Annotated in this window: 19 protein-coding genes; 16 read left to right on the forward strand and 3 right to left on the reverse strand. The window is 59.0% G+C overall.

Annotated features, from left to right (window positions below; translation table 11 throughout):
• Positions 1-74 precede the first annotated feature (74 nt).
• The 9 genes from ACTJJ6_RS07835 to ACTJJ6_RS07875 all read left to right on the forward strand — a co-directional run bounded on the left by ACTJJ6_RS07835 (position 75) and on the right by ACTJJ6_RS07875 (position 10,737).
• Positions 75-770, forward strand: coding sequence for a gamma-glutamylcyclotransferase (locus ACTJJ6_RS07835; protein WP_016927336.1), 696 nt, complete (start codon positions 75-77; stop codon positions 768-770).
• A gap of 300 nt (positions 771-1,070) precedes the next feature.
• Positions 1,071-2,024, forward strand: coding sequence for an HTH-type transcriptional regulator Cbl (cbl, locus tag ACTJJ6_RS07840; protein WP_004934716.1), 954 nt, complete (start codon positions 1,071-1,073; stop codon positions 2,022-2,024).
• Positions 2,025-2,198: 174 nt separating this feature from the next.
• Positions 2,199-3,767 (forward strand): ABC transporter substrate-binding protein, encoded by a 1,569-nt coding sequence (locus ACTJJ6_RS07845; protein ID WP_016927337.1) that lies wholly within the window; start codon positions 2,199-2,201, stop codon positions 3,765-3,767.
• Complete coding sequence (locus ACTJJ6_RS07850; protein ID WP_004934713.1) at positions 3,767-4,822, forward strand: ABC transporter permease; 1,056 nt, start codon at positions 3,767-3,769, stop codon at positions 4,820-4,822. Before ACTJJ6_RS07845 ends, ACTJJ6_RS07850 begins: the two co-directional genes overlap by 1 nt.
• Positions 4,819-5,688: an ABC transporter permease gene (locus ACTJJ6_RS07855; RefSeq protein WP_016927339.1), complete on the forward strand. Its 870-nt coding sequence runs from the start codon at positions 4,819-4,821 to the stop codon at positions 5,686-5,688. The genes ACTJJ6_RS07850 and ACTJJ6_RS07855 overlap by 4 nt, the downstream gene beginning before the upstream one ends.
• Positions 5,678-6,520, forward strand: a complete 843-nt coding sequence (locus ACTJJ6_RS07860) for an ABC transporter ATP-binding protein (RefSeq protein ID WP_016927340.1) — start codon at positions 5,678-5,680, stop codon at positions 6,518-6,520. Before ACTJJ6_RS07855 ends, ACTJJ6_RS07860 begins: the two co-directional genes overlap by 11 nt.
• Complete coding sequence (locus tag ACTJJ6_RS07865) at positions 6,517-7,188, forward strand: ABC transporter ATP-binding protein (protein ID WP_016927341.1); 672 nt, start codon at positions 6,517-6,519, stop codon at positions 7,186-7,188. The genes ACTJJ6_RS07860 and ACTJJ6_RS07865 overlap by 4 nt, the downstream gene beginning before the upstream one ends.
• A 132-nt stretch (positions 7,189-7,320) precedes the next feature.
• The gene (locus ACTJJ6_RS07870; RefSeq protein ID WP_079451508.1) at positions 7,321-8,895 is read left to right on the forward strand and encodes an ABC transporter substrate-binding protein; all 1,575 of its coding nucleotides are present in this window, start codon (positions 7,321-7,323) and stop codon (positions 8,893-8,895) included.
• Between the two features lie 231 nt (positions 8,896-9,126).
• Entirely contained in the window at positions 9,127-10,737 is a 1,611-nt protein-coding gene (locus tag ACTJJ6_RS07875; protein WP_143778232.1) for a hypothetical protein, read from the forward strand.
• On the opposite strand, the gene ACTJJ6_RS07880 is transcribed toward ACTJJ6_RS07875, so the two are convergent.
• On the reverse strand, positions 10,734-11,402 hold the full coding sequence (locus tag ACTJJ6_RS07880; protein ID WP_164052454.1) for a prepilin peptidase: 669 nt from the start codon (positions 11,400-11,402) through the stop codon (positions 10,734-10,736). The two genes, ACTJJ6_RS07875 and ACTJJ6_RS07880, sit on opposite strands and share 4 nt — an antisense overlap.
• Before the next feature lie 429 nt (positions 11,403-11,831).
• Between ACTJJ6_RS07880 and ACTJJ6_RS07885 the strand changes: the two genes are divergently transcribed.
• Positions 11,832-13,343 (forward strand): YchO/YchP family invasin, encoded by a 1,512-nt coding sequence (locus ACTJJ6_RS07885; protein WP_164052452.1) that lies wholly within the window; start codon positions 11,832-11,834, stop codon positions 13,341-13,343.
• On the opposite strand, the gene narL is transcribed toward ACTJJ6_RS07885, so the two are convergent.
• Positions 13,340-13,990, reverse strand: a complete 651-nt coding sequence (narL, locus tag ACTJJ6_RS07890) for a two-component system response regulator NarL (RefSeq protein ID WP_004934684.1) — start codon at positions 13,988-13,990, stop codon at positions 13,340-13,342. The genes ACTJJ6_RS07885 and narL overlap by 4 nt on opposite strands.
• A gap of 10 nt (positions 13,991-14,000) precedes the next feature.
• Positions 14,001-15,785: a nitrate/nitrite two-component system sensor histidine kinase NarX gene (narX, locus tag ACTJJ6_RS07895; RefSeq protein ID WP_164052450.1), complete on the reverse strand. Its 1,785-nt coding sequence runs from the start codon at positions 15,783-15,785 to the stop codon at positions 14,001-14,003.
• A 349-nt stretch (positions 15,786-16,134) separates the two neighbouring features.
• On the opposite strand from narX, the gene ACTJJ6_RS07900 reads away from it, so the two are divergent.
• From ACTJJ6_RS07900 to ACTJJ6_RS07925, 6 genes are all read left to right on the forward strand, one after another.
• Positions 16,135-17,529, forward strand: coding sequence for a NarK family nitrate/nitrite MFS transporter (locus tag ACTJJ6_RS07900; protein ID WP_016927348.1), 1,395 nt, complete (start codon positions 16,135-16,137; stop codon positions 17,527-17,529).
• Between the two features lie 771 nt (positions 17,530-18,300).
• Entirely contained in the window at positions 18,301-19,200 is a 900-nt protein-coding gene (locus tag ACTJJ6_RS07905) for a winged helix-turn-helix domain-containing protein (RefSeq protein WP_028127498.1), read from the forward strand.
• 179 nt (positions 19,201-19,379) lie between these two features.
• Positions 19,380-20,342 (forward strand): NAD-dependent epimerase/dehydratase family protein, encoded by a 963-nt coding sequence (locus tag ACTJJ6_RS07910; protein WP_016927350.1) that lies wholly within the window; start codon positions 19,380-19,382, stop codon positions 20,340-20,342.
• A gap of 174 nt (positions 20,343-20,516) precedes the next feature.
• Positions 20,517-21,566, forward strand: coding sequence for a UDP-N-acetylglucosamine--undecaprenyl-phosphate N-acetylglucosaminephosphotransferase (gene wecA / locus ACTJJ6_RS07915; protein ID WP_049299146.1), 1,050 nt, complete (start codon positions 20,517-20,519; stop codon positions 21,564-21,566).
• Between the two features lie 45 nt (positions 21,567-21,611).
• Complete coding sequence (locus ACTJJ6_RS07920; RefSeq protein WP_049299147.1) at positions 21,612-22,745, forward strand: polysaccharide export protein; 1,134 nt, start codon at positions 21,612-21,614, stop codon at positions 22,743-22,745.
• A 27-nt stretch (positions 22,746-22,772) separates the two neighbouring features.
• Entirely contained in the window at positions 22,773-24,953 is a 2,181-nt protein-coding gene (locus ACTJJ6_RS07925) for a polysaccharide biosynthesis tyrosine autokinase (protein ID WP_049299148.1), read from the forward strand.
• Positions 24,954-24,955: the final 2 nt, after the last annotated feature.

Genomic DNA, 24,955 nt, shown 5'->3' on the forward strand with positions numbered 1-24,955 from the left:
CCAAAAAATAAAATTGCAAAGGTTCAGTAGTGGCGAGGGAGGACGAGAAATCGTATTCCCGGGAGGTTGTAACAGTGTTAACGCGAGATTTTCTGCAAAAAGCGGATTGCAAAACCGCCTTTGGCGCTATTGAGGAGTCGCTGTTGCTGACGCCTGAACAGCGCGCAGCCTCGTTGGAATGCACGCTATCGCGCCGGCCGGATCACAGCCCGGTATGGGTATTCGGTTACGGTTCGCTGATGTGGAATCCGGTTTTCGAATCTGAAGAAGTGCGGCCCGCCATGCTGCAGGGCTGGCATCGGGCGTTCTGCATGCGTTTGACCGCCGGGCGCGGCACGCTGCATCAGCCGGGGCGCATGCTGGCGCTGAAAGAGGGCGGCCAGACCACCGGATTGGCGTTTCGTCTGCCGGAAGGCAAGCTGCGAGAAGAGCTGGAGCTGCTTTGGAAGCGCGAAATGGTGACCGATTGCTACGTGCCGACCTGGTGTGAACTGCAGTTGGATGGCGGAGAGACCGTCACGGCGCTGGTGTTCGTGATGAACGCGCAGCACCCGCTGTTTGAAGCAGACACCAGCCACCAGGTGATCGCGCCATTGATCGCCAGCGCCAGCGGCCCGCTGGGCACCAACGCGCAATACCTGTTTGCGCTGGATAACGAGCTGAAGCACCACGGCATGCAGGATGATTGCATCGGCGATCTGGTGCGCTATGTACAGCAATGGTTGCAGCAGAACCGCACCGGCGGCATCGGCAGCGAGGCCACCGCCTGAGGCTGCTGTGGGAATGCGAACGGTGAGGGGCTCAGCATGCTGGGCCCTTTTTTATATCTAATGCCTCTATTTAATAACTTTATTCTGCATGATGACTTAAGTTGCTTTATTTGTGTGGTTATTTATCTCTTTATTTTTAAAGCCATTCATCATTTTCCCCCGTCCTCATCCCCCGAGAGCCACGATAAATAATTCACTTAGTATTAAATTGCATAAGTAAAGGTTATTTCTTATTTGTTCAGCCCCGCAGGACTCCGTATCAATATGGCAGACGCTACTGCAAGAAACAGGGAGACGGGGATGAACTTTCAACAATTAAAAATTATTCGCGAATCGGCGCGCTGCAACTACAACCTGACCGAGGTCGCCAATACCTTATTTACTTCGCAGTCCGGCGTTAGCCGGCATATTCGCGAGCTGGAAGAAGAGCTGGGCATCGAAATATTCATTCGCCGCGGCAAACGGCTGCTGGGCATGACCGAGCCCGGCAAAGAGCTGCTGGTGGTGGCGGAGCGCATTCTTAACGACGCGAACAACATCCGTCGCCTGGCGGATGTCTTCAGCAGCAACGATTCGGGGCAGCTGCATATCGCGACGACGCATACCCAGGCGCGCTATAGCCTGCCGGGGGTGATCAAAGAGTTTCGCGCGCTTTACCCACGGGTGCGGGTGGTGCTCAATCAGGGTAGCCCGGAGGAGATCGTCTCGATGCTGGCCGCCGGTGAAGCCGATATCGGCATTGCCAGCGAACGGCTGATGAGCGACGAGTCGCTGGCGGCGTTCCCTTACTACCGCTGGCATCACACCATTCTGGTGCCGGAAGGGCACGAGTTGACGCGGCAGCCGCAGGTGACGCTGGAGATGCTCAGCACCTTGCCGCTGATCACTTACCGCCAGGGCATTACCGGCCGCGCGAAGCTGGATGCGGCGTTCAAATCGGCGGGCCTGACGCCGGACATCGCGCTCAGCGCGCAAGATTCCGACGTGATTAAAACCTATGTCGAGCTGGGGTTGGGCGTGGGCGTGCTGGCGGACATGTCGTATGAAAAAGAGCGTGATCGCGGGTTGGTCAGCCTCAACGCCGAGCATTTGTTTGAACCCAATACGGTCTGGCTGGGCCTGAAACGCAGCCAGCTGCAGCGCAACTATGCCTGGCGCTTTATTCAGCTGTGCAACCCGACGTTGTCGCTGACCGAAATCAAAGACAAGGTCTTCTCGTCGCAGCTGGATGCGGTGATTGACTACCAGATTTAATCGATAGCGGCAGGCAATGCCTGCCGCACATGCTGCATCGCCTGCCTAATAATCAAAATCCCATCTATATACATAAAAAGAATATCTATAGTGATTTAAGTACCTTCAGCTGCCGATCGTGCTCGCATACACTCGCAAAATTATTATAAATTCCATCCGCTTGGAGAGTTTCAGATGAAAGCGCTCGTTCCTTCTTTGCTGTTTTTGGCCGTGGCGGCCAGCGTAAACGCACAGGCGGCGACGCCGGCCAACACGCTGGTGATCGCGCAATCTATCGATGACGTGGTCAGCTTTGACCCGGCCCAGGGATTTGAGTTAACCACGGTGCAGTCGTTCAACAGCCTGTATCAACGTCTGATCCAGTCAGATCCGCACAATCCCATCGATCTTAAACCAACCCTGGCCAGCAGCTGGCAGGCCGGCGCCGACGACCGCAGCCTGACTTTCAGCCTGCGCCCGGACGCCACGTTCGCCAGCGGCAATCCGCTGCGGCCGGAAGACGTGATCTTCTCGCTTTCACGGGTGGTTAAACTCAATCTCGAACCGTCGTTTATCCTGACGCAGCTGGGCTGGAACGCGAAGAACGTGGAGCAACACCTGAGCAAGGTGGACGAGCACACGGTAAAAATCAGCTGGAGTGAGAACGTCAGCCCGGCCTTCGTGCTCAGCCTGCTGTCGGCGCCGGTATCCTCGATCGTCGACGCCAAAGAGGCGCTGGCGCACCAGCAGGGCGACGATCTGGGGCATCAATGGTTGAACAGCCACTCCGCCGGCAGCGGCCCTTACAAAATCCGCACCTATGTGCCGCATGAAGTGGTGGTGCTGGACGCCAATCCCGGCTCGCCGGAAGGGGCGCCGACGCTGAAAACCATCCTGATCAAAAACGTGCCCGATCCGGCGGCGCGGCGTTTGCTGATCGAGCAGGGCGATGCCGATATCGCCCGCAACCTGGGGGCGGACCAGATGGCGGCCCTGAAGGGCAAGCCGGGCGTCAAACCGTTGGCCATTCCTTACGCCTCGCTTTATTTCCTGCAGTTCAACGCCAAGGCGTCGCCGGCGCTCGGCAATCCGGCGTTCTGGGAGGCGGCGCGCTGGCTGTTCGATTACCAAGGCATCGCCGACGATCTGCTGAAAGGGCAATTCCAGAGCCATCAGGCATTCCTGCCGGACGGTTATCTGGGCGCGCTCAAGGATCAGCCGTACAGCTTCAATCCGCAGAAAGCCAAAGAAATACTGGCCAAAGCGGGGCTGAGCAACGTCAGTTTCCGCCTGGACGTCAACAACCAGCCGCCGTATCTGGATATCGCCCAGGCGCTGCAGGCCAGTTTTGCCCAGGGCGGCGTGAAGGTCGAACTGGTGCCGGGCATCAGTTCGCAGGTCTCCACCAAGGTGAAAGCGCTTAACTACGATGCGACGCTGACCTCCTGGGGGCCGGATTACTTCGACCCTAACACCAACGCCGCCGCCTTCGCCTACAACCCGGAAGACGGCAGCAAGACGCTGGCCTGGCGCGCCAACTGGCAGATCCCGGCGCTGAGCAAGCTGACGCTGGCCGCCACCGCGGAAAATGACACCGCCAAACGGGTGGCAGACTACCAGCAACTGCAAAAACAGGTGCAGCAAAGCTCGCCGTTTGTCATCGGCCTGCAGGCGCGCAGCCTGATTGCGGTGCGTGACAACCTCAAGGGCTATGTGCAGGGCATCAACCCTGACATGGTGTTCTACAGCAAGGTCAGCAAGTAATGGCCGCTGACCTGTCCGCCGGCGCCGGGGCGGCCCGGCGGTATTGGCGCTGGGGCGGGCGGCTGCTCGGCGGCGCGCTGTCTCTGGCGCTGACGTTGCTTGGCTTGCTGCTGTTCACCTTCATGCTGTCGCACCTGGCGCCGATCGATCCGGCGCTGCAGGTGGCGGGCGATCACGCCAGCGAAGCCACCTATGCGCAGGTGCGGCACGAGCTGGGGTTGGATCAGCCGCTGCCGGTGCAATTTTGGCGTTACCTGGTGCACCTGGCGCACGGCGATTTGGGCATTTCGCGTATTACCGCGCAGCCGGTGTTGAGCGATCTGTTGCGCACCTTCCCGGCGACGGTGGAGCTGGCCACCTGCGCCATTATCCTCGGCGCCCTCGGCGGCATTACGCTGGCGTTTCTGGCGGTGCTCAAACCGGGCAGCTGGCTGGATAACGCGGCGCGTCTGCTGTCGCTGATCGGTTATTCGGTGCCGATTTTCTGGCTGAGCCTGCTCGGGCTGTTGCTGTTCTACGCCACGCTGCATTGGTCGGCGGGGCCGGGGCGGCTGGACGACATTTACTTGTACAGCATGGAGCCGCGCAGCGGTTTCGTGTTGATCGACAGCTGGCTGTCCGGCGATCGTGAAATGTTCTACAACGCCATCGGCCACCTGTGGCTGCCGGTGGTGGCGTTGGCGCTGCTGTCGATGGCGGGCATCACCCGGCTGCTGCGGGCGGCGATGCTGGAAGAGTGCAACAAGGAATACGTGACGCTGGCGCGTTCCAAGGGCGCCGGCCGCCTGCGCATTCTGCTGCGCCATGTGTTCCCCAACGTGTTGGGCACGCTGATCACCGTACTGTCTCTCTCCTACGCCAGCCTGCTGGAGGGCGCGGTATTGACCGAAACGGTGTTCGCCTGGCCCGGCGTCGGGCGTTACCTGACCTCGGCGCTGTTTGCCGCCGACACGCCGGCGATCCTCGGCGCCACGCTGCTGATCGGCACCTGTTTCGTGCTGTTGAATGCGCTGGCCGACGCCTTGACCTATTTAGTGGATCCGCGAACCCGATGAGCCAATATCTCTCTGAACACGAACCGCAAAGCGAGCCGGCCGTCGGTTACCGCCGCGGTCGACGTCTGACCACGCTGACGCTGGGCGCGGCGCTGGTGGCGATCCTGATCGTCACCGCGCTGCTGGCTCCGTGGCTGGCGCCTTTCGATCCCAATCTGCAGCATATCGAGCTGCGGTTACTGCCGCCTTCGGCTGCACATTGGCTGGGCACCGACGGCTTTGGCCGCGATTTGCTCTCCCGCGTGATTTACGGCGCGCGGCCGACGCTGATCCTGGTGTCGCTGATTCTGGTGTTGACCATTCCCATCGGCCTGCTGGTCGGCATTTGCGCCGGTTACCTCGGCGGCTGGGTCGAGCGCATTTTGATGCGTCTGACCGACATTTTCCTGTCGCTGCCGAGTCTGGTGATCGCGCTGGCGTTCGTGGCGGTCATGGGACCGGGGCTGATGAACGGCGCGCTGGCGCTGGCATTGACCAGCTGGCCGGCCTTTGCCCGCCAGGCGCGGGCCGAAACCCTGGCGCTGCGCCGCAGTGACTACCTGGCGGCGGCGCGCATGCAGGGCATCAACGGGTTGCGGCTGATGGTCGGCCACATTTTGCCTTTATGCCTGCCGAGCGCGGTGGTGCGTGCGGCGCTGAGCCTGGGCGGCATCATCCTGTCCGCCGCCGGTCTGGGGTTCCTCGGCATGGGCGTCGCGCCGCCGACCGCCGAATGGGGGTCGATGGTGGCCGAAGGCAGTAAAGTGATTTTCGACCAATGGTGGGTCGCCGCCGCACCAGGCGGGGCGATCCTGTTCGCCAGCCTGGCGTTTAACCTGCTGGGCGATGGCCTGCGCGACAAAATGGATCCTCGTCATGGGCACTGATAACACGTTATTGACCGTTGAACGGCTGGCGATCGGCGTGCCGGGGCCGCAGCCGGCGGCGCTGGTGAAGAATATCTCGTTCAGCATGGGGCGGGAGCGGCTGGCGCTGGTCGGCGAGTCCGGCTCCGGCAAATCGTTGACCGCGCGCGCGCTGATGGGGCTATTGCCGCCGCCGTTGCAGCTGCAGGCGCAGCGCCTGACGCTGGGCGACGAAGACTTGACGCGCCTGAGCGAGCGCCAGTGGAGCCGCCTGCGCGGCGACCGGGTGGCGATGGTGATGCAAGATCCCAAGCATGCGTTGAATCCCAATCAGCCGATCGGCCGTCAGGTGGAGGAACCGCTGGTGTTGCATGCCAAGCTGAGCCGCGCCGAGCGGCGTGAAAAAGTGCTGGAGATGCTGGCGGCGGTGGGATTGCCCGATCCGGCGGCGCTGTGCGGCCGTTATCCGCATCAGCTCTCCGGCGGCATGGGGCAGCGGGTGATGCTGGCCATTGCGTTGATCAACGATCCGCAGCTGTTGATTGCCGATGAACCGACTTCGGCGCTGGATCACCAAATGCGCGATCAGGTGCTGCAACTGATAGACAATCTGGTGGCGCAACGCAACATGGGGCTGATCCTGATCAGCCACGATTTGCAGCAGGTGGCGCACCACTGCGAGCGGGTGCTGGTGATGTACAAAGGCGAGCTGTTGGATCAACTGCCGGCAGCAGAGCTGGCGCAGGCCACGCATCCTTATACTCGTACGCTGTGGGCGTGCCGGCCGAGCCGCGAGACGCGCGGCAAACCGCTGCCGGTGCTGGACCGCGCGCTGTTGGAGACGTTGAAATGAGCGTAATTGCACTGGAGAACCTGAGCGTCAGTCACCGCCAGGGCTACGAGCTGCGCACCGTGGTGCATGAGGTTAACCTGCACATCGAACCGGGTGAGTGTTTCGGGCTGGTGGGGCCTTCCGGCTGCGGCAAGTCCTCCTTGCTGTGGGTGCTGGCCGGGCTGAATGGCAGCTGGCAGGGCGGTTTTGAGCTGCTGGGGCGGCGGCTGCAACCGGGGCAGGCATTTACCGGCGAGCTGCGGCGCGAGGTGCAGATGGTGTTTCAGGATCCCTATGCTTCGCTACACCCCAAGCACCGGCTGTTGCGTACGCTGTCGGAACCGCTCAAATTGATGCAGGAAAGCGACATCGAACGCAAGATCAGCGCGGGCTTTCGCCAGGTGGGGTTGGATCCGCGCCTGCTGGATCGCTACCCGCATCAGCTGTCGGGCGGCCAGCGGCAGCGCGTGGCGATCGTGCGCGCATTGTTGCTGCGGCCGAAGTTGCTGCTGCTGGATGAACCGACTTCGGCGTTGGACATGTCGGTGCAGGCGGAGATCCTCAATCTGCTCAACGAGCTGAAACAGGCGGGCGATCTGACTATGGTGCTGGTCAGCCACGATGCGGACGTGATTGACCACATGTGCGATCGTTCGGTGGCAATGGCGCACGGCCGCATCATCGTTTGACCCAATGCCCGTCAATGCGGCGGGCATATCCATCTTGGTAATAAATAAAGCAATTTATCGTCGTTCTTCTGTTAATTCTTACCCCCTACACTCGAAAAACAACGCAACCGCGTGATTGTGGAGAGTGTATCGATGAAACGGTTAATCCCAACCTTATTGTATGGCGCGCTGGCGGCCGCTTTCGGTGCGCAGGCTGCCACCCCGCAGGATACCTTGGTGGTGGTCAGTTCGTTGGAGGGCATTATCAGCCTCGATCCGGCGGAGAGCTTTGAAACCGTCAGCTCGGCCAATCTGGTCAACCTCTATCAGCGCCTGGTGGCGCCGGATCGCGCCGCGCCGCAAAAGCTGGCGCCGGACGCCGCAGGCAGTTGGCAAGCGGGCGCCGATGGCCGCAGCCTGACCTTTACCCTGAAACCGCAGCAACGTTTCGCTTCCGGCAATCCGCTGCGGCCAGAAGATGTGATTTTTTCGCTGGTTCGCGCGGTGAAGCTGAACAAGGCGCCGTCGTTTATTCTCGGCGAGTTTGGCTGGACGCCGGATAACGTTGAGCAGCAGTTGAAGAAGGTGGGAGATAACCAGGTGCAACTCAGTTGGCCCGCCAACATCGGCAGCGAATTGGCGCTGCGGCTGCTGACGGCGAATGTGGCTTCGATCGTGGATGAAAAGCTGTTGAACGAGCACGCGCAGCAGGGGGACTACGGTAACGCCTGGCTGCGCAGCCATTCCGCCGGCGGCGGCCCGTATCGGGTGAATAACTATGTGCCGCATGAAGCGCTGCTGTTTGGCCGCAATGAGTACGCCCCGTCGCCGGCAAGGTTGAAAACGGTGTTGTTCAAGAACGTCAGCGACGCCGGCACCCGCCGTTTGCTGTTGCTGAAAGGCGATGCCGACGTGGCCTACGATCTGGGCGCCGACCAGTTCGACTCACTGCGCAACGCGTCTGGCGTGCGCATCGAGCAGGCCGATGCGCCCCGGATCTATTACCTCGGTTTCAACACCGGCAGCAAAGACAATCCGGCGCTGGGCAATCCGGCGTTGTGGCAGGCGGCGCGCTGGCTGGTCGATTATCAGAGCATCGCCGAGCAACTGCTGAAAGGGCAATATCGCGTGCATCAGGCCTTCTTGCCACAGGGATTGGACGGGGCACTCGACGATCGGCCGTTTAAGCTCGACGTGGACAAAGCCAAACAGATCCTGCGCGATGCCGGCATCGCTGAAGGTACGCGCATCGATCTTATCGTCATCAACCAACCGCCGTATACCGACATCGCGCAGGCGCTGCAGGCCAGTTTTGCGCAGGCCGGGCTGCGGTTGGATATCCATCCGGTGGTAGAAAGCGATCTGTGGGGCAAGATGCGCGGCCGCGATTTTCAGGCGATCTTCACCTACTGGGGCGCCGACTACCTGGATCCGAACACCAACGCCAGCGCCTTTGCCTATAACGTGCCCGGTGGGCCGAAAACCCTGGCCTGGCGCACCCAGTGGGGCATTCCCGCCATCAGCGCGGAAACGCGCGCCGCGGCTGCGGAGGGGAACAGCGCCGCGCGCAGCGCACGTTACGTCACGTTGCAACGGGAATTGCAGGCCAGCTCGCCCTATGTGGTGGCGCTGCAGGGGCAAACGCTGGTGGCATTGCGGGACAACGTCGAAGGTGCCCGGCTGGATATCGCCAACAGCATGCTGTATCTGGATCGGGTCAGCAAGTAGCGGCAACGCCGCGCGCCAGGCCGAGCTTTCTGTCGCACCAAAGGCCAACAGCGAGTGAAATCGCTGGCTGTTGCCACCTCGAATCGCGAGATGTTGTGTCAGGGTGAAATAAAATGAAATTTCATAACGCGCTCATATGACGGTGATAGATTGGCACTGAAAGGCGGCGTTGTTTACGCCTTTCACCGCGGCCGTCCGCAATGATGCGGACACATCACGTCAGGAGATATTATGGACAATAACGAAAACGCTTCAGGAGCGCGCGCAGCAACCTTGCTCGCCACCGGTGAGGTTGTTACGCCGGAACAGTTTTATCAGGACAGCGACGGAAGCAACTGGGGGCCGGCGATCAACAAAGCGGCGGCAGCGGCGCTGCAAGCCGGCGGTACGCTGTCCCTTGGGAAGCGGGTGTATACGGTCGCCGGACACGTAGTCATTCAGACGACAACGGACATCTACGGCGGCATCGGGTTGCGGGTGGTCGGATTGGGACGGGCGACCAAAATTGTCAAGACGACGGACAGCAGTTACACCAACGAACAGGGCGAAACGAAGAAAGCGGTGATCGTGGTGAAAGGCTTCGCCAATCTGACGCTGCACGGCTTGACGTTGCGGGATGATACCGGCGTAGACGACACTCACGGCGTGTGGTTCAGCGATCGCAATATGACGAAGTTTGATATTCGCGACATCTACACCAAGGTCGGCGGTTATTCGCTGTTTGTCTCGGGCGATATGTTCATTAACTGGCTGGTGAATGTGCAGATGGAGGCAAACGCCAATCGGCCGGGCGATGGGGTGCTGTGGATGGACAAGTCCGGCACCACCAATTTTATAGACGGCCTCTACGCCGCTCGCGCCAAGGGGACTGCGTGCAGAATTTCAGGGTTTTACTCTACTATCGGCTCGTTGGCTGCGGATGACTGTATCGGCGATATCTACTCGTTCAAAGATTTTAACGGCACGATCAATTCGTTGGGTTGCGAGAACCGCAATACGCAACGCGCCGCCAATGTCAGCGTGTTGTCCACCAACTTTGCCCAAGGCACGATAGGCAATATCAATATCCAGGACGCGCAGAATGTGGAGAGCGGGGGCGTGTTGTGCCGATTCATCAACGAATCTCGTTGGGACATCGGTCAGTTGACTCTTTACAGCGGTTCTAAGACGCCGTTCCCGGCGGCGATCGCCGCCTGCAGCAACAATACCGAGGTAACCTTCAGTAACGTATACAACGGCGGCGTTCCGGTGGCCGGCAAAAGCACCGTCGACGTTACGTCGTTTTTAAGCGGGGTCGAAGCGATGTACAGTCTGGGCGAGCGGGGAATTGCCCCTTCCGCCACCAGCAACCATTTGCCGCGCAATATCTCGAAACAGCAATCGTGGACTTTTTTAGGCACCCTGACCGCGCCGGATCGGCAACCTACAACGCGCATTACTCTTCAACAGGGCGTAAGCACCAAGGTGCTGGCGTGCGATTTATATATCACGTTCGATCTGTCTTCGCAGGCAACCGCCTTTGTCGTCAATAAAGGCAGCTATAGTGCGAAAGGCGCCTTTATGTTGCGGCGCACCGGGCCGTTAAGCTGCGAAATATATTACCGCGTCGAGAAAGATTTCGGCTTTGGCAGTTATCAGGTGCAGACTACGCGCGGCAGCTACTGGCGGCCGGACGGCGTTTCATTGAGCACGCCACCCGCCGATGCGTTGGAAATCCGCAGCGATGAGGTGTTATCCACCACCAGGCTCGCCGTGATCCAGCCACTGGCCAATCCGACAACGGCCAGCACTGCGGAAGTGGCAGGATTGCTCAATCGGCTGATCGAGACACTGAAGAACTAACCGAATAACGCCGGCGCGTTTTGGCCGGCGTCCATCAAGAGCAACAGCCAGCCGGCGGCCGCCAAGGCGATGCCGAAAGGTTGCCGCGTTCGCCAGGCGCGGCGGTTGCGGCGGCCGCGCGTCAATGCCATGCCTAATCCGAACATGGCCGCCAGACAGACCAGCAGCGGCAGCATCGTCCAACCGAGCCAGGCGCCCAGCGCCGCCAGCAGTTTGAAATCACCCTGGCCGATGCCGTTACGCCGCCGCACCTGCCGATAAAGCGCGTTGAGCAGCCACAACCCCCCGTAGCCGGCGGCGGCGCCGATAACCGCGTCGCCCAGCGTCGCCCAGCGAGCGTCAAGATTGCACAGCATCCCGCCCCACAGCAGCGGCTGGGTTAACCGGTCCGGCAACCACCGGTGGCGCCAGTCTAGCCAGGCCAGGGCGATCAGCAGCGCCGCGGCCGGCGGCAACCACAGCCGGTGTGCTGCCGGCAGGTCGAAGGGTAGCGCCGTCAACGCCAAACCGAAGGCCGTCAGCAGCAGGCTACGGCGGCGCAATTTCGGTGGGCTGGCGCGCACGGCCGCCGTTCGCTCCAATCGGGTGATGAGCGTGAAGGCGACCGCACCTGCCGACAGCAGCGCGGTGAAAAACAGCGCAGGCCACAGTAAGGAAAGAAACATCGGGGCTCCGTCAGTCGTGAAATAGATGTTTAAAATAACGGCAAAATGCGTATTTCATCGGGGTGAAATGCGGTGGGCTGTGAGGAATGCGCAGTTGTACGCATCGCCACTTCACGTATTGCAGAGTGAGGCAATGTCATGCGCGGAGGCGCGCAGCAGTGGGGTGTTGCGCTTTTTATCGGCAAAACCGGTGCTGAAATGGTGTGAATTCACCTGGCGGCCGGAATGGATCGGTAAAGGGCGTAAGTGACGGCGTCACTTGGGAGTGATTGGGGTTTATCCTATTGTTTCTGTTCGTCAAGCCGTTAGACTTTAAGGGAGAGGCGCCCCGGCCTGGACGGGGCGTAGGGTTTCCAGATCTGCCGCGGGAAAGGCGACAGCAAAGCAGTGGGTTGGCCCGCTCCAGGAGGGAGGGGGGCCAACGGTGCCATGAAAGACGAAATTCAGGCGGGACTCATCAAAACCAAAAAACGACGCTGGCACAGCCGCCAGGCGGTGTGGCTGGCCGGGGCGCTGGTGTGGCTGGCCGGCGCGGCGCCCGCCTGCGCCGAATCCCCGCCGGCGCCGGAGAGCGTTGTCTCTTCCGCACAGGCCGTCGCAGATCCGGCCGCGAATTTGCCCGAACTGGGCGGCGCGCCCGATGACGCCGCGCGCGAGAAGCAGTGGGCCGAGATGGCCAAGCAGTTCGGCGAAAAAGATCTGAATAACGTTTCCCGTCAGCAGATGCGCAGCCGCGCCGAGGATTATCTGCTGGGCCAGGCGACCGGCGCGCTGCAACAGCAGGCGCAGGAACTGTTGTCGCCGCTGGGCACCGCCCGATTATCGCTGGAGATGACCGGTGAGGGGGACTTTACCGGCAGCAACGGGCAGTTATTCAGCCCGCTGTACGACGTCGACGGATTGCTGACCTACAGCCAGATCGGCTGGCTACAGCAAAGCGCCGGGGCGCTCGGTAATTTCGCGCTGGGGCAGCGCTGGATCGCCGGTGACTGGCTGCTGGGGTACAACACGGCGCTCGACAGCGATTTCGCCCGGCAGCGCAATCGCGGCAGCGTCGGCGCGGAGGCCTGGGGAGACTACCTGCGTTTCTCCACCAACTATTACTACCCGCTGTCGGCGCTGGCGCAACAGCCTGGCGATGGCGTGTTTTTCAGCCGCCCGGCGCGCGGTTACGACATTACGACGCAAGGCTATCTGCCGTTTTATCGCCAGATCGGCGGTTCGCTCAGCTATGAGCAGTATCTCGGCGATAATGTCGATCTGTTCGGCAGCGGCAAAAAACAAAACGATCCGCGCGCGATGCAGCTGGGGCTCAATTACACCCCGGTGCCGCTGGTGACGATGAAGGCGCTGCATAAGATTGGCGCGGGCGGGCAGAGCCAGGATCAGATCGAGCTGGCGCTGAGCTATCGGCTCGGGGTGCCGTTGGTGAAGCAGATTTCGCCGGAGTATGTGGCGCAGGCCAAGTCGCTGCGCGGCAGCCGCTACGATCCTATCGAACGCAAGAACGTGCCGGTGCTGGAGTTCCGCCAGCGCAAAACGCTGCAGGTGTTCCTGGCCACGCCGCCGTGGAGCCTGCAGGCGGGGGAAACCGTGCCGCTGGTGCTGGAAATCAAGGCGCTCAACGGCATCGCTCACGTCAGTTGGCAGGGGGATACCCAGGCGCTGAGCCTGACGCCGCCGCACAACGCCAACGATCCGCAGGGCTGGACGGCGATCGTGCCGCCGTGGGACGATGCGCCGGGCGCCGCCAACAGCTACCGGCTATCGGTCACGCTGGAGGACGATAAACAGCAGCGCGTGACGTCCAACTGGATAGAGCTGAAAGTGGCGCCGCCGCTGACGGCGACCGCCGGTGATGACGCGGGCCTGCCGCCGATCAAAACCCTGACGCCGCCGCCGATCCCGGCGCAAACCGGGCCGCTGTACGGCGGCGACTAACCGTTTTTACCCTGCAGCACCCACACGGCGGCCTCGACGCGGGATTTTAGCTTCATCTTTTTCAGCAGGTGTTTGACGTGTACCTTGACGGTGCTTTCGGTGATGGTCAGGCGGCGGGCGATCAGCTTGTTCGGCAGCCCCTGGGCGATCAGCTTCAGAATATCCCGTTCGCGCGGCGTCAATTGCTGAATATCGCGATCGGCGCTGGGGCGGTTTTCCCGCAGGCTGGCGGCGAGGATCGGCGTCAGCGTTTCGCTGAGCACCATCTGCCCGGCCGCCGCCTGATGCAGCGCCTTCAGCAGATCCTCCGGCTCCATGTCTTTCAACAAATAACCGTCGGCGCCGCGTTTGAGCGCGCTGACGACGTCGTCTTCATGGTTGGACACGCTGAACACTACAACGCGCCCCGACAGGTCGGTCTGGCGCAGGCGATCCAGCGTTTCCAGCCCGTTGATGCCAGGCATGTTGAGGTCGAGCAGGATCAGATCCGGATCGTGCTGCTCCGCCAGCGCGACCCCTTGTTCTCCGTTGCTGGCTTCGGCGATGACCTGCAGGCGAGCGTCCATGCCAATCAGCTGTTTTACGCCGTTGCGCAGCATCGGGTGGTCGTCGATCAGTAAGATGGTGGCGGCGGTTTCTGTCGTCATGGTGTCTCCGTTAGTCGATGGCGTGGTTATCCGGCGTGAAGCTGACTCGCACCTCGGTGCCGCCGCCGCTGCGCGGTAAAATGTCGCAACAGCCGTGCAGGCTCTTGGCGCGATCGCGCATGATGATCAAGCCGTAATGGTCGGGGCGGGATGTTTCGGCCGGCAGGCCGCGTCCGTTGTCGCATACGCTCAGGGTCACTTCGCCCCGTTTGTTGATGACCTGAATGCTCACCTCGCTGGCGGCGGCATGCTTAAGGATGTTGCTGAGCGCCTCGCGGGCGATCTGCAGCAGATGAATGGCCTGGTAGGCGGGCACCGTGCGCGGCCCCAGTTGGTAATCGAGGCTGATGTTCAGGCCCAGTTTGGGATTGAACTCCGCTACCGTCGATTGCAGCGCCGCCAGCAGGCCCGGTTCGGTCAGCTGCAGGCGGAAGGTGGTCAGCAGCTCGCGCAGCTGGCGATAGGCGCCGTTCAGCTCTTCGCGCATCTGCTGCACCAGCGCCTTGCTGGCGGACGAGAGCGTTTCGCCTTGCATCTGCAGGCAGGCGATCTGCATTTTCAGGCAGGAGAGCGATTGGGCGATGGAGTCGTGCAGCTCGCGGGCGATCGCCGCCCGTTCTTCCATCAGCATCAGCTGCTGCTGGTGGTCTACCTGACGTTCGATGGCCAGCACGCTGGTCAGTTGCTCCACCAGAGTGTTGACCAGCTGGCGGTGCTCATCGTTCAGCGGCTGTTGCGGCGCATGTTGCGCCACGATCACGCCGTAGTCGCCAAGCTTGTCGCTCAGGCTCCAGCTCAGCGACGGGTTGTCAGGATGCTGGCGGTCGCTGTCGTGCAGGCAGGCGCTGCACACCGGATTATGGCAATGCTCCGGCCGCAACGGCTGGTTGCCGCTCAGCTGCAGCAGCGGCTCCCGGCTGTCGTTTTCATACAGCCGCACCTGAATGGCGCGCAGCGGCGTCAGGATTTGCAGTTGGTTGAGCAGCGGCGTCAGGCGGCTGCACAATGGCTCGCTGGCGTGCAGCAGGCGGCTGGCGCGATAGAGGAAGCTCAGCATCTGATTTTTTTGCTGCAGGTCCGCGGTCTTCTCGGCTACGCGCTGCTCCAGCCCGCTGTAGGTGGCCGACAGTTCGTCGGACATGGTGTTCAACGCGCCGCCGAGCGACGCCATTTCATCCTGATGGCCGCGCTGCGCGAAGCGGCGGCTAAAGTCGCCGCGGCCCACCGCCAACGCCATTTCCACCAGCTGCCGCCACGGATGCAGCAACCGGCGGCGCAGGTAGCAGGTGGTGCCGATCAGCAGCAGCAGGGTCAGCGCGATAAAGCCGGCCTGCACCAGCGTCACCATCAGCAGGCGGCGCTCGGTTTGCCTGTCGATATCCGAGACCAGCTTATCCAACAGCTGCACGAAGTGCGCCACCTGCGGCGCGGCGTCGGCCGGGCGCTGCGCGCTACGCAGGCGAGGTTGCAGGGTCTGTTGCCAGTAGTCGCGCAAGGCGTCGAAAGGTTGCGTCAACCCTTCCTGTTCCACCGAACGCTGCAGGTCGGGGCTGTTTTCGTCGCGCTCCAGTTCGCGGATCAACGCTTCATGCCGTTCATCCAGCGGCACCTGCGCCAGCAGACGGTAGCTTTGCATACGCAGCGAGCCGGCCTTGTTGATGGCATGCGCGTTGCCCTGAATGCTTTGCGACATCCAGGCGGAAATCCCCATGCCGGCCACGCCCAGAATGCCCGACAGCAACATCAGCAGGGCGACCTGATTCACGATCGAAAGCGGGGCCAACAGGCGTTTCATAAGCGCGGGTTCCTGGCATTTGGCGCCGCTGAAGCTCAGGGGCGAAGGCGGCGACGGGGTAAACAAGTAACGATTCAGCCGTATTTTTGATTATCCCTGAGCATAACCCCATACCTCGAATGAAGTACCCATTAGTTTCCAAGGGGGCGGCGAAGCGGTGAGGATGACGAAGTGCTTTATTCTAATTCATTGATTGTAAATGATTTAATTTTTATCCAGAACGTACCCCTAAGGGGATGAAGGCGCTATTTGTGCCGCCAACTACTTGCATTCGGGTTGATATACATCAACTTTGCCGCCGGAGCCGCCCCCTAGGGTGTCGGAATAATCCCCCGTGTCTGAGGTTTTTATGTCGCAACTTGCAACGCCTTCATCAAAGAAAACCGGTGCGCTGATTCAGGATTGGCATCCTGAAGACAGCGCCTTTTGGCTGCAGCGTGGCCATCGCATCGCCACCCGCAACCTGTGGATTTCCATTCCCTGTCTGCTGCTGGCCTTCTGCGTCTGGATGCTGTTCAGCGCCGTGGCGGTCAACCTGAACAAGGTTGGCTTCAACTTTTCCACTGACCAATTGTTCCTGTTGACAGCGCTGCCGTCGGTCTCGGGCGCTATTTTACGCGTGCCGTATTCCTTCGTGATCCCGCTGTTTGGCGGCCGCCGCTGGACCGCTATCAGCACCTGCTTCCTGCTGGTGCCGTGCCTGTGGCTGGGATTCGCGGTGCAGGACAGCAGCACGCCGTACAGTGTATTCGTCATCATTTCCCTGCTATGCGGTTTTGCGGGCGCCAACTTTGCCTCCAGCATGGCCAATATCAGCTTCTTCTTCCCGAAAGCGCGTCAGGGTGGCGCGTTGGGTCTCAACGGCGGGTTGGGGAATCTGGGCGTCAGCGTCATGCAACTGGTCGCGCCGTTGGCGATCTCTTTCAGCCTGTTTGGTCTGTTTGGCGGCACGGCGCAAGATCAGGCAGAAGGGGGACAGCTGTGGCTGGAAAATGCCGCCTGGATCTGGGTACCGTTCCTGCTGGTCGCCACCTTGGCGGCCTGGTTCGGCATGAACGATCTGGCGGCGGCCAAGGCATCGCTGCGCCAGCAACTGCCAGTGCTCAAACGTGGGCATTTGTGGATGCTGAGTTTGCTGTACCTCGCGACCTTCGGTTCTTTCATCGGTTTCTCCGCCGGTTTCGCCATGCTGTCGAAGACGCAATTTCCGGAGGTCGTGATCCTGCATTACGCTTTCTTCGGGCCGTTCCTCGGTGCGCTGGCACGGCCGGTCGGCGGCGCGCTGTCTGACCGTTTCGGCGGCGTGCGGGTGACGTTGATCAACTTTGTGGTGATGGCCGTGTTCGCCGCGCTGTTGTTCCTGACCTTGCCGGCAGCGGGCGAGGGCGGTTCGTTTATCGCCTTCTACGGCATCTTTATGGTGTTGTTCCTCACGGCGGGGCTGGGCAGCGGATCGACTTTCCAAATGATCGCCGTCATTTTCCGTAAAATCACTGTCGATCGCGTGAAAGCGGCCGGCGGCAGTGACGAGAGCGCACAGCGTGAAGCGGTGACGGACTCCGCCGCCGCATTGGGCTTTATCTCGGCGATCGGCGCCGCAGGCGGTTTCTTTATTCCCCAGGCATTCGGCACCTCGCTGGCGCTGACCGGTTCGCCGGCGGGGGCAATGAAAGTATTCTTGGTGTTCTATATCTTGTGTGTGGTCATCACCTGGGCGGTGTATGGCCGCAAGAAAAAGGCCTGAGTATCAAACCGCTTTCTCAATCCCTCCCGACAGGGGAGGGATATTTCTCTCATTCCGAGTCATCTCTCCTCGCCTCCTCAGTGAAATTTTCTGCCTTTAGGTAAAATTCTCATCTTCGCTTGCCGTTTTTTTCTTTTTTTATAGCACTATCTCTCAATGTGGGAATATTTTCGCCAAAACGGATTATATTATTTGCACGTTTTTTTCGTTTTATTGAGAGTATTCTTACATTAAGGCGTTAATGTCTTTTCGCAGATTAAATGAAATTTCCGGGAGGGGAAGGCATAATTAGTGCGATTGTTATAAAATCAGTAATAGGGTTTTGTCTTAGATGCTGCACACGCCGAGTGGAATGTGTGACGGGGTTAAATCAGATAACTCTCATTCTGTTTTTTTCGGCTTTTTGTAGTCTATCTGACAATCAGATTAGGTGGGAAAACACAATGAATTCACGGATAGGAATGAAATTTCACAATTTCATTCGATTAACAATCGAACAACATGGTTAGTTTTTCCTTTTTAAATCAATGAGGTGTTCATTTGAATTTTACGGTGACCATGAAAGAAATCCATGTTGCCAGCAGGGAAAAAGAGTCATTTGGATAAACGGAACATCCTTAATATGGCCTAATGTAAAAAATGAAATCAGAAAATTTTTATAAAGGCCAATATCCGATGAATGCAACCTGTTGAGTTTACATTTAATTTCTTGAACATTTTTTGATATTTCTATACAAAGTGTGCAGGACAGGCACGCTAAGGAAATTAAAAGTGAATCTTGATAAAAGAATAAAGATTAGGAATCTCGATGTTCTGACTCCTGCCGGGGAGAAATTTCGTCTGCGTTGGAAGGAGTATCAAATTCTTTCGCTGCTTGTCGCCAGATCACCAGAACTGGTTACCCGAACGGAAATTATAGAAAATATCTGGAAAGGAACCTATTGCTCAGATTCAACGATAAATCAAACAATTAAATCTATTCGCCAAAAGATTAGCGACACGGAACACACGCTTATCAGAACCATTCCTCGTTTGGGTTACAAGGTGGAAAATCAAGCGGCTTTTCACTTTATATCCGAGGATGAAGACTACGCTGATGATGATATATTAAATGGCGGTGAAGATATTGGTGTTGATATTCAAGCGGAACTTTCTGAAAGTGAAAGTGAGTCGTCTGAAACAAACGATGAAAAAATAGATAAGCCGCATAAATCGACGCTGGTTGCTGCGCCTGTTGCAACGGTGGAGTCATCCAAAGAACCGGTGCGTGAAAAAAAGTCGGCGGCGGTGCGTCGCTTTTTCAGCATACCCGCCAGCCGTGTAGTGAAATACCTGACGGTATTCGCCTCTTTGCTGGTTATTTCACATTTTTCATATGTGCTCGGCAACCAAACCCGCCCCCCGGTGATCAATGATATTCAGAACAACACGCGCGTGGTGTTGACGCTGACGCTGAATAACCCCCATACCAACAGCCCGCAAACTCTGCTCTGCCTTTACCAGGGAGAGAACATGGATCAAGCCACCATCGAATGTGTCGATCCTAAGCAAGGGCAGCTTAAATTGCCGGTAAAATATGAGACCTCTTCGACGCCCGGCAAAGGTCGGATTAATCTCATATTGCCGAATAAAACCTTGCAATATCAAGTTGCTTACGATGTTAAAAATTAGCGCTGAATGAGGTTTTATCTTTAGCGATAATTTTACATTTGATGAAATCTTTTATTTCATTATTTGTTATTTGAAAGCCAGGTTCGATTTGTCCAGTCTGGAACTCATTACCTAACGCGTATTAGCGTCCTGTCCCAATGGGGCGACAGGAATAATGAGAACCTGCTGAGTGACAAATTATGGATAAGCGTAAAGTAGCTATTATCGGGGGTTCCGGTTTTATCGGAACACGCCTGGCGAAACGTCTCAGTGCGCGCGATGATCTGACGTTGGTCATCGTGGATAAGCAACCCAGCGCACATTTTCCCGCGCTCTATCAGTATGGCGATGTGACGCAACCTCAGACTTTGCAAGAACCGCTGACGGGCTGCGACGCCATCATTAATCTGGCGGCGGAACATCAGGACAACGTCGATCCCATTTCGCTCTATTATCAGGTCAATGTCGAAGGCGCGCGGCATGTCTGCATGACCGCCTCCGCTCTGAATATCCGCCAAATCATTTTCACCTCCTCCGTCGCTGTTTACGGCTTCGTTAAACAGGAAACCGGCGAAGAAGGAAGTTTCGAGCCTTTCAACCATTACGGCAAGTCCAAGCTCGAGGCGGAATACGTTTATGAAGCCTGGCGCAAGGCCGATGTGGAAAATCGGTTGACTATCATTCGTCCAACGGTGGTATTCGGCGAAGGCAACCGCGGCAACGTGTATAACCTGTTCCGTCAGATCGCCAGCGGACGTTTCGTGATGATTGGCAGCGGCAATAATATGAAGTCGATGGCCTACGTTGAAAATATTGCCGCGCGGCTGGAACATGCGCTGGATCAACAGTCAAGTTATCAGGTCAGCAACTACGTCGATAAACCGGATTTTACGATGAATCAATTGGTCGACGTCATTTCCTCTTCATTGGGGAGAAAAAATAAGACAATTCGCATTCCTTATGCCGTAGGCATATGCGGCGCAACCGCATTGGATGTTGTGAGTAAAATAAGTCGAAAGAAATTCCCAATAAGCCGCGTCAGAGTACAGAAATTCTGCGCCAGAACGCAGTTTAAAAGTAATGTGCAAAATAATTTCGTGGCGCCTGTTGAACTTGATTCGGCAATCGAAAGAACCATTAAACATGAGTTTTCTGATAGATAACTTAACCGCACGCTGACGTTATTTACTTATTTCCGCCGACAAGCGGATAAATCTGTATTTTTCAGGATTAATTCATGCTGACTTATATCCTGGCAGGATCAATTTTGTTTTTGTTAATAGCGCATTGGGAGCTGTAACTCAAGGGCGGTAGCGTGCTTATTCGCTGGAGGAACGATGTTATATCAACTGAGCGTGATATTTGTGCTGGCGGTCGCGTGGATCCTTATTGCCCGCCGGGTCGCCTTGACGGTGGGATTAGTGGATAAGCCCAATGCGCGCAAGCAACATCTGGGACATATTCCGTTGGTCGGCGGCATCGCCGTGTACCTGACGCTGATGCTGATGGCGCTGTGGCAACCCGCCTGGCTGCCCGACAGCACCGTCTATCTGCTGTGCATTACGGCGCTGGTGGTGTTGGGCGTGCTGGATGACCGCTTTGATCTGCCCGTGGCGCCGCGCGTCATGGTGCAGGGAGGGATCGCGCTGGCGATGATGCTGGCGGCAGGGATGCAGCTTTCCTCATTGGGCCATGCCTGGGGCCATCAGGAAGTGATGCTCGGTTATGGCGCGTTGCTGCTCACGCCGCTGGCGGTATGGGGGGCGATCAACGCCTACAACATGGTGGATGGCATCGACGGGCAACTGGGCGCCTTGTCCTGCGTGACCTTCGTTGCGCTGGCCATCGTGTTCGGACTGGGTGGCCGGGGAGATCTGGCGCTGTGGTGCCTGGGCGTGATCGTCGCGCTGGCGGCTTATCTGCTGTTCAACCTGAGCCTGTTCGGCGCGCGTAACAAAATCTTTATGGGGGACGCCGGCAGCATGGTGATCGGCTTCAGCGTGCTGTGGCTGGTGTTACTGGCGACGCAGGGGCAGCAGGCGGTAATGCGCCCGGTCACCGCGCTGTGGCTGATCGCCATTCCGCTGATGGACATGGTGACCGTGATGGTGCGCCGCCTGTTGCGCCGCCAAAGCCCCTTCAAAGCGGGCCGCGATCATTTGCACCATATTCTGATGCGTCGCGGACTCAATGCGCGCCAGGCACTGGCGATGAGCACCATGCTGGCGGTGACGCTGGCCTGCATCGGCATTTGCAGTGAAGTGTTGCAACTGCAGGAAAGCCTGATGCTGGTGGCGTTTCTGTTCTGTTTTTGCGGTTATTTCGCCATGTTGCGCGAACCGCGTCAGGCGACGATGCTCAGCGATAATCCAACCGTCGGGCGTTAATCCTCTCACGGGCTGCGGCAGCAGCCCGTTTATCACGGTACTTCCATGAATTTTCATTTGCCTCTTTTGATGCCGTTGGCCTTCACCTCCGCGTTATTGAGCGGTTGTACGGTGGTTCCCGGCTCACATTTACCGACCAGCGGAAAAGCCATCGTCGTGCAACAAGACGACGATTTCGATTTGAACAGCCAGGTACAGGTCTACCGCATGTCACCGATGCTGCTGCAGAAAATGCGGCGCGTTGAACCGGTCGCCCAGCCGAATCCGGCGCTGGACCAGCGGTTGCAGAGCTACCAATACCGTATCGGCGTCGGCGACGTGTTGAACGTCACCGTCTGGGATCACCCCGAGTTGACCACGCCGGCCGGGCAATATCGCAGCGCCAGCGACACCGGTAACTGGGTGCATGCGGATGGCACGATCTTTTACCCCTATATCGGGCGCGTGGCGGTGGTGGGTAAAACCGTCACCGAAGTGCGCAGCCTGATCGCCGGCCGTCTGGCGCAGTATGTGGAAAGCCCGCAGGTGGATGTCAGCATCGCCGCGTTCCGCTCGCAGAAGGCTTATGTGACCGGTGAGGTGAAAACCTCCGGTCAGCAGGCGATCACCAACGTACCGCTGACCATTCTGGATGCGATCAACGCCGCCGGCGGCCTGACGGACAATGCCGACTGGCGCAACGTGGTGCTGACGCATCAGGGCAAAGAGCGGGCCATCTCGCTGCAGGCGCTGATGCAGCGTGGCGACATCAGCCAGAACGCGCTGCTGCAGCCGGGCGACATCCTCTACATTCCGCGCAATGACAACTTGAAAGTGTTCGTGATGGGCGAGGTGGGCAAGCAAGCGACGCTGAAGATGGATCGCAGCGGCATGACCCTGACCGAAGCCCTCGGATCTTCCGAAGGGATCAGCCAGACGGTGGCGGATGCGACCGGGGTGTTTGTGATCCGGCCGAGCGGCGGCAACCCCCCGCAGCGGCTGGCGACGCTGTATCAGTTCGATCTCTCCGACGCCAGCGCGCTGGCGATGGGCGCTGAATTTCAGCTGCACCCTTACGACGTCGTGTACGTCACCGCGGCGCCTATCGCGCGCTGGAACCGTTTGATCAGCCAGCTGGTGCCGACCATCAGCAGTTTTAACGATCTCAGCGAGGCTACCTTGCGCGTGCGCAACTGGTAACTCCGCAGGGTGAATAAGGAACAGAAGATGAAAAACAATGCGCTGTCCGTGATGGTGGCCGAACAAGATGAAAAGCTGGAGTGGGAGCGTCTGGTAGGGCCGCTGTGGGATAACCGCTGGCGGATCGCCGTCGTGACCGGCGTGGCCGGTGCGCTGGGCGTCGCCTACGCCCTGTTGGCTACCCCGGTGTATCAGGCCACGGCGGTGGTGCAGGTGGAGAATCAGCTGTCCGGCGATTCGCTGCTGCGTGAAACGCTGGACAGTTCGCTGGGGCAAAATTCGACGACGCAGGATGAGGTGACGCTGGTCAAGTCGCGCTACGTGCTCGGCAAAACGGTGGATGCCCTCGGCCTGACGGTGCGCGTCGAACCGGACTATTTCCCGGTGTTCGGTAAAGGTTTCGCCCGACTGAGCGGTGAAAAGACGCCGGTATTGGACATCGGTACGCTGACAACGCCGGCGGACATGCAGGGCGAAGCGCTGACGCTGACGGTGCGCGATGGGCAACATTACGAGCTGAGCCATGACGGCGCCAAATTGTTCAGCGGCGTGGTTGGGCAACCGGTGGCGCAGGGCGAGTGGAGCATGACCGTTTCGGCGCTGGATGCGGCGCCGGGCACCAGTTTCACCGTGGTTAAAGTCGCGCGTCAAGAAGCGGTGGACGATCTGCGTAAATACCTGGGCGTAGTGCCGAGCGGCAAGGACAGCGGCATCATGACGTTTACGCTGCCGAGTGAAGATCCGCAGCGTGCCGAGGCGGTGCTGAAGAACATCACCGATAACTATCTGCAGCAGAACGTGGATCGCAAAACGGAAGAGGCGCAGAGAATGCTGGCCTTCCTGCAGGAGCAGCTGCCGCAAACGCAAACCTCGTTGAACAACGCCGAAAACCAGCTCAACCAGTTCCGCCAGCAAAACGATTCGGTGGATCTGTCGCTGGAAGCCAAGTCGGTGCTGGACACTCAGGTGCAGCTCGAAGCCCAGCTCAACGAGCTGACCTTCAAGGAGGCGGAGATTTCCAAGCTTTATACCCGCGTGCACCCGGCTTACCGGGCGCTGATGGAAAAGCGCGCCACGCTGGAGGCGGAAAAGGCGCGGCTCGGCAAACAGGTACAGACGCTGCCGAAAATGCAGCAGGAGATCCTGCGTCTCACCCGCGACGTGCAGGTGGATCAGCAGGTTTACATGCAACTGATGAACAAACAGCAGGAGCTGAGCATCAGCAAGGCCGGCACGGTGGGCAATATTCGCATCGTCGACGAGGCGGAAACCGCTATCCGACCGATTCAGCCGCAAAAGATGCTAATCGTGTTGTTGGCGTTGATACTGGGCGCTGCGGGCACCGCGGCCGTGGTGCTGCTGCGCACGGCCTTCCATCGCGGCATCAATGATATCGATACGCTGGAGAAGCGAGGCATCAACGTCTACGCCACCGTGCCGCTGTCGCCATGGCAGGCGAAACGCAATCGCGAACAACGCCTGCTGTTGCCCAAATCCGGCGGTCGTCGCCTGCCGATCCTGGCGGTGGTCGAGCCGGCGGATCTGTCGGTGGAGGCCATTCGCAGCCTGCGCACCAGCCTGCATTTCGCCATGCTGGAGGCCAAAAACAACATTTTGATGGTCTCCGGTGCCAGTCCGGAAAGCGGCAAGAGTTTTACCAGCACCAACCTGGCGGTGGTGGTGGCGCAGGCCGGGCAGCGGGTGCTGTTGATCGACGCGGATATGCGTAAAGGATTTTTGCATCGTTGGTTATCGGACGACGCTCATCAAGGGCTGTCCGACATGCTGGTGGGCAAAGTGATGACGGAACAGGCGGTGCGGAAAACCGCCATCGCCAATCTGGACTTCGTGCCACGTGGTCAGGTGCCGCCGAACCCGTCCGAGCTGCTGATGCATCGCCGTTTCGCCGATTTCCTGCGCTGGGCCGGGCAAAACTACGATCTGGTGCTGATCGATACGCCGCCGATTCTGGCGGTGACGGACGCGGCCATCGTCGGCAATCACGCCGGTACGTCACTGTTGGTGGTGCGTTTTGAGGTGAACACCGTCAAGCAGATCGAAACCAGCATGCGCCGTTTCGAACAGAATGGCGTGGCGATCAGAGGCGTAATCCTCAACGGCATCGTGAAAAGGGCGGCGACCGACATGAGCTATTACAACTTCGCCTATCCAAGCCATCGGGAAGATCAGCGGCAGGCAGAGGAATAAGC

It is taken from the genome of Serratia sp. 22278 (assembly GCF_052045405.1).
GTDB lineage: Bacteria > Pseudomonadota > Gammaproteobacteria > Enterobacterales > Enterobacteriaceae > Serratia > Serratia marcescens.